This is a genomic window from uncultured Sphingomonas sp., assembly GCF_964243315.1.
In the GTDB taxonomy this organism is placed as follows: Bacteria; Pseudomonadota; Alphaproteobacteria; order Sphingomonadales; family Sphingomonadaceae; genus Sphingomonas.
In genome coordinates, this window is the sequence record NZ_CAXTEM010000104.1 from 1 (window position 1) to 5,263 (window position 5,263).

Annotated in this window: 6 protein-coding genes; 3 read left to right on the plus strand and 3 right to left on the minus strand. The window is 67.8% G+C overall.

Annotation, left to right across the window (positions count from 1 at the left end; all coding sequences use genetic code 11):
• Positions 1–590: flavodoxin-dependent (E)-4-hydroxy-3-methylbut-2-enyl-diphosphate synthase (locus ACFE77_RS16050; protein WP_375422650.1), on the minus strand; the 590-nt coding region annotated here is incomplete at its 3' end.
• An 89-nt stretch (positions 591–679) separates the two neighbouring features.
• Here ACFE77_RS16050 and ACFE77_RS16055 point away from each other — a divergent pair.
• Genes ACFE77_RS16055 through ACFE77_RS16065 form a run of 3 tightly spaced genes read left to right on the plus strand, consistent with a single transcriptional unit; the run spans position 680 to position 3,668 of the window.
• Positions 680–1,843: an acyltransferase family protein gene (locus tag ACFE77_RS16055; RefSeq protein WP_375422651.1), complete on the plus strand. Its 1,164-nt coding sequence runs from the start codon at positions 680–682 to the stop codon at positions 1,841–1,843.
• Positions 1,843–2,763 (plus strand): isoaspartyl peptidase/L-asparaginase family protein, encoded by a 921-nt coding sequence (locus ACFE77_RS16060; protein WP_375422652.1) that lies wholly within the window; start codon positions 1,843–1,845, stop codon positions 2,761–2,763. Before ACFE77_RS16055 ends, ACFE77_RS16060 begins: the two co-directional genes overlap by 1 nt.
• Before the next feature lie 44 nt (positions 2,764–2,807).
• Positions 2,808–3,668, plus strand: coding sequence for a S1/P1 nuclease (locus tag ACFE77_RS16065; RefSeq protein WP_375422653.1), 861 nt, complete (start codon positions 2,808–2,810; stop codon positions 3,666–3,668).
• A 30-nt stretch (positions 3,669–3,698) separates the two neighbouring features.
• Here the strand turns inward: ACFE77_RS16065 and pal are convergent, their stop codons facing one another.
• Together pal and tolB are read right to left on the minus strand one after the other, a co-directional pair.
• Positions 3,699–4,217 carry a peptidoglycan-associated lipoprotein Pal gene (pal, locus tag ACFE77_RS16070; RefSeq protein ID WP_375422654.1) on the minus strand — a complete coding sequence of 173 codons (519 nt, stop codon included), beginning with the start codon at positions 4,215–4,217 and terminating at the stop codon, positions 3,699–3,701.
• A gap of 27 nt (positions 4,218–4,244) precedes the next feature.
• Positions 4,245–5,263, minus strand: a 1,019-nt coding sequence (gene tolB, locus ACFE77_RS16075) for a Tol-Pal system beta propeller repeat protein TolB (protein WP_375422655.1), incomplete at its 5' end; no start/stop codon positions are given.

The following is a 5,263-nucleotide window of genomic DNA, read 5'->3' on the forward strand; positions in this document are numbered from 1 at the left end:
AGCTGCTGATAGGCGGCGACCGCGAGGAACAGGTCCGACGCCTTCACCGCGACCTTGAATTCGTGGAAGTCGTGGTCCTGCAGCAGCTTGATGTGATCGAGCGCGGATTCGACCAGCGCTTCCGGGCACGGCTCGCCATATTTTTCCAGCAGATGCCGTTCGAGGCTGCCGCCGTTGACGCCGATGCGGATCGCGCAGCCATTCGCCTTCGCGGCGTTGACGACTTCGCGAACCCGCTCGGGCGAGCCGATGTTGCCGGGATTGATCCGCAGGCACGCCGCACCAGCGTCGGCTGCTTCGAGCGCACGCTTGTAGTGGAAGTGGATGTCGGCGACGATCGGCACCCGTGCGGCGCGGACGATCTGGCCGAGCGCGGCGGTCGAATCGGTATCGGGACAGGATACCCGGATGATGTCGACGCCCGCGTCCTCGCAGCGACGGATCTGATCGATCGTCGCGCCGGGATCGGAGGTGAGCGTGTTGGTCATCGTCTGCACGGTGACCGGCGCGTCGCCGCCGACGGGAACGTTGCCGACCATGATCTGGCGGCTGTGACGACGCGTGATGTCGCGCCACGGACGAATGGACATGGCCGCGCCTATACTCCCCTGCCCGCGGGTGCGCCAGCGCCTGACGCACACCGCTGGCGCCGCGGCGCTTCTGCCTCTAGGGCGCGGGAATGACGCGGCATTACGGCATGGACTGGCTGAGGATCGGGGCATTCGCGCTGCTGATCTTCTACCATATCAGCATGGTGTTCGTGCCGTGGAACTTCCACGTGAAGTCGACCCATGTCGCGACCTGGGCGACGCTGCCGATGCTGGCGACCAACGCGTGGCGGCTGACGCTGTTGTTCGTCGTGTCGGGCTATGCGAGTCGCGCACTTCTGCGTCGGTCGAGCGGCGTCGGCGGCTTCCTCGGCAACCGCACATTCCGGCTGCTGGTGCCCCTTCTGTTCGGGATGGCGGTTATCGTGCCGCCGCAGCCATGGGTCGAGCTGGTCACCAAGAATGCGTACGCGGGCAGCTACGCAACCTTCTGGCTGCATGATTACTTTAGGTTCGCGCCGCTCGCGGGGTTGTCGCTGCCGACCTGGAACCATCTGTGGTTCGTGGTCTATCTGTGGGTGTACACGATCGTGCTCGGCGTCGCGGTGCTGGCGGTCCGGTCCGCGCTGCCGCAGCGAGTGTTCGACCGGGTGTTCGGTGGGATCGGCGTGCTGGCCGTGCCGCTGCTGTGGCTGGTCGCGGTCCATGCCTGGATCTTCCCGATGGCGGCGGAGAGCCATGCACTGTTCGGCGACTGGATCGCACACGCGACCTTCCTGCCCGCCTTTCTGTTCGGTTTCGCGCTTGCCCGGTCCGAACGCGCGATGGCCGCGATCGGGCGCTGGTGGCGGTTAGGTGCGATCCTGGCGATCATCGGGTACGCCTTCATCATCGGGGTCGAGCGGACGTGGCCCGGCGATACCCCTGCCCCGCGCTGGATCTATCCCTTCTACGGCGCTGCGCACGCGGTTCAGCAATGGGCCGCGATCGTCGCCCTGATCGGCATTGCCGAACGCTATCTGAACCGCGACCTGCCGATCCGGCCGATGCTGACCGAGGCGGTATTCCCCTTCTACCTGATCCACCAGACGATCATCGTCGTCGCGATGTGGGCTATCCTGCCCGCTGGCCTGCCCGGCTGGGCCGAGTTTGGGGTCCTGGTCGCCGCGACGATCGGCGGATGCTGGCTGTTCTACGTGGTCGGGCGCGCGATCCCGCCGCTGCGGCCGTTGATCGGATTGCGCAGTGGCCGGGCGGCGGCCTTCCCGCCGCGCACACGCCCGGCGGTGCTGTGATGGCGTGGACGCTGCTGATCCATGGCGGCTGCGGGATCTTCGACCGCAAGACGATCTCGCCCGCGACCGATGTTGGTGTTCGCGCGGCGTTGAACCGCGCGCTCGACGCGGGCGCCGGGGTGCTCGCCGGTGCTGGCAGCGCGGTGGATGCGGTCGAGGCAGCGATCCGCGTGCTGGAGGACGATTCCCACTTCAATGCCGGGCGCGGCGCGGCGCTGACCTATGACGGTATCGCCGAACTCGACGCCGCGATCGTCGACGGGCGCACGCGCGCGGCTGGCGCGGTCGCGGGTACGACCCGCACCCGCAACCCGGTCGCTCTCGCCCGCGCGGTGATGGAGCGGAGCGCGCACGTCTTTCTGGCCGGCGTTGGTGCGGACGACTTCGGCGCGGCGAACGATGTCGAGCAGGTGACGGACGACTGGCACGTCATCCCCGAACGTCGCGACCAGCTCGCCGCATTGAAGGCGCGCGGCGGCGCTGCGTTCGATACCGACATGAAATACGGGACGGTCGGTGCGGTGGCCGTCGACGCCAGCGGCCATGTTGCCGCCGCAACCTCGACCGGCGGGGTCACCGGCAAACGCTGGGGACGGATCGGTGATTCGCCGATCGTCGGCGCGGGCACGTGGGCGGACGATCGCGCCTGCGCGGTGTCATGCACCGGCGCCGGCGAGTATTTCATCCGCACCGGCTTCGCGCACGAGATCGCCGCCCGTTTGCGCTACACCGGCGCCGCACTCGACGAGGCGGTCGATGCCGCGATCGCGGAGATGGTCGCGCTCGGCGGCACCGGCGGCGCGATCGTCGTCGCGCCGGGCGGCGAGGCGGTGTGGCGCTTCTCGACCCCGGGCATGTTCCGCGGGCGCGCATCGGCGTCGGGCGAACGCATCGTCGCGATCTATGGCGACGAGCCGTGAGGCACGTGGTTGGAAAGACCGACAGCGCCGCCTAAAGCGCGCTGATGATCAGTATTCGTACAGTTATCGTGGGTGCGGCAATGCTCGCGTCCGCCGCCCCCGCCCATGCCTATTGGGAATATGGCCATCAGACGATCGCGCAGATCGCGCAGGCGAACGTCTCGCCCCGCACCCGTAGCGCGATCCGCGTGCTGCTGGCGCAATCGGCGCTGCTCGACACGCCGACCTGCCCCGCCGCGACGATCGAGGATGCGAGCGTCTGGGCGGATTGCGTCAAGCCGCTGAAGGGTGCGAACGGCAAACGCCGGTTCGACTATGCCTATAATTGGCACTTCCAGAACGTCGACGTCTGCGCGCCGTTCAGCCTGATGCCCGCCTGCAAGGATGGCGATTGCGTCAGCGCGCAAATCGACCGCGACGTCGCGGTTCTCAAGGACCGCCGCTCCACCCCGAAGCAGCGGGTCGAGGCACTAGTCTTCCTGATCCACTTCGTCGGCGATCTCCACCAGCCGCTCCACGCCGGCGACCGCGCAGACAAGGGTGGCAACGAGGTGTCCGCACGCTACGGCATATACGGGCCCAAGCGCTTCAACCTCCACTCGGTCTGGGACGGGCCGCTGGCCGAACGCGCAATCTCCAGCGGCCCGTCGCTGGTGCGGCGCTTCCCCGCAGCGGAACGACGGCGCATCGCCGCCGGCACCGTCACCGACTGGAGCCGCGAGGCGTGGGAGGTGTCGCGCCGCTACGTCTATGCAAGCGCTGCCGGTGGCGACGCCTGCGCCGCACCGGTCAAGACCACGACGATAGACGACGCAACGATCGCGCGACTGGTGCCGATCGCGCGGCTCGAGGTCGAACGCGGCGGGCTACGGCTCGCCAAGCTGCTCGACGCCGCGCTGGGATAGTCGCGCGGGCCGCGACTATCCCGATGCTCATCAGCTGAGGACGACGGTTACCGCGCGGCGGTTCTGTGCGTAGCTGTCCTCGTCCGATCCGTTCGCGAGCGGGCGTTCCTTGCCATAGCTGATCGTGGTCAGCCGCGACGGATCGACACCGCGTGCGACGAGATAGTTCTTCGCCGAATTGGCGCGGCGATCGCCGAGCGCGAGGTTGTATTCGCGCGTCCCGCTTTCGTCGCAATGCCCTTCGATCGTCGCCCGGACCTGCGGATATTTGGCGAGCCATGCGGCCTGGCTGTCGAGGATCGCGCGCGCGGTCGGATCGATGTCGAAGATGTCGACGCCGAAATTGACCGTGTTCGACGTCACCGACCTGCGGAAATCCGCATCCGATCCGGGCACGATCGCGCCGCCGGTATCGCCGGTCGTGGCGCCGGTCTGCGTGTTCGCATTCTCGGACGGTGCCGGCGGCAGCACTTCGGGCCGCTTCTTGGCGCACCCGGTGACCGCGACGAGCGCGGTGCCGGCAATCAGGATCGTCGTGAGCTTGTTCATGTCATGTCTCCCATCAAATCAACGCTGCTATGGCCGAAGCGGACCCCAGGCCGGGTCCGATCCGTCGAGCGGGGTCGGGATGCGGCGCTCGACCGATCCGGTCAGGTCCACCGCCCACAGATCGGCCTTGCCCGCTCCGCCCCGGCCCGACCGGAAGAAGGTGATGACGCGGCCATTGGGCGACCAGCTCGGCCCTTCATCCTGCCCGGCGTTGGTCAACAGCTTCTCGTTCCCCCCCGACGCCGACATCGTGCCGATTCGGAAGGCGCCCGAGATCTTGGTGAAGGCGATCAGGTCGCCGCGCGGGCTCCACACCGGGGTGGCATAGCGCCCGCCGCCGAAGCTGATACGCTGCTGGTTCGATCCGTCGGCGTTCATCACGTAGATCTGCTGCCCGCCCGACCGATCGCTCTCGAACACGATCTTCGACCCGTCGGGCGAATAGCTGCCGCCGGTGTCGATGCCCGGCGACGTGGTCAGCCGCTGCGGCGTGCCGCCGGCGCTCGACACGCGGTAGACATCGGTGTTGCCGCCTTGCGCCATGGAGAACAGGATGAACCGTCCGTCGGGCGAGAAGCGCGGCGCGAAGGTCAGGCTGACGTTGCGCACCACCAACCGCTGGCGTCCCGAGCCGATGTCATAGACGTAGATCGCGGGACGATCGCCGAGATAGCTCATATAGACGATCGACTGCTGGTTGGGCGCGAACCGCGGCGTCAGCACGATCGACTGACCATTGGTGAGGAAGCGGTGGTTGGCGCCGTCCTGATCCATGATCGCGAGCCGCTTGATGCGTTTGCCCTTGGGGCCGGTCTCCGCGACGTACACCACGCGGCTGTCGAAATAGGGTCCCTCGCCGGTGAGCCGCGCATAGACCATGTCGGCGCACTTGTGCCCGGCGCGGCGCCAGTCCGAGGGCGGCACGACGAACCCCTGCCGGGTGAGCTCGATCTTCGAGAACACGTCGTAAAGATAGCAGCCGACCGTCAGCGTGCCGTCGCCATTGGCGCGGATATACCCCTGGACCAGCGCCTGCGCGCCGGTGC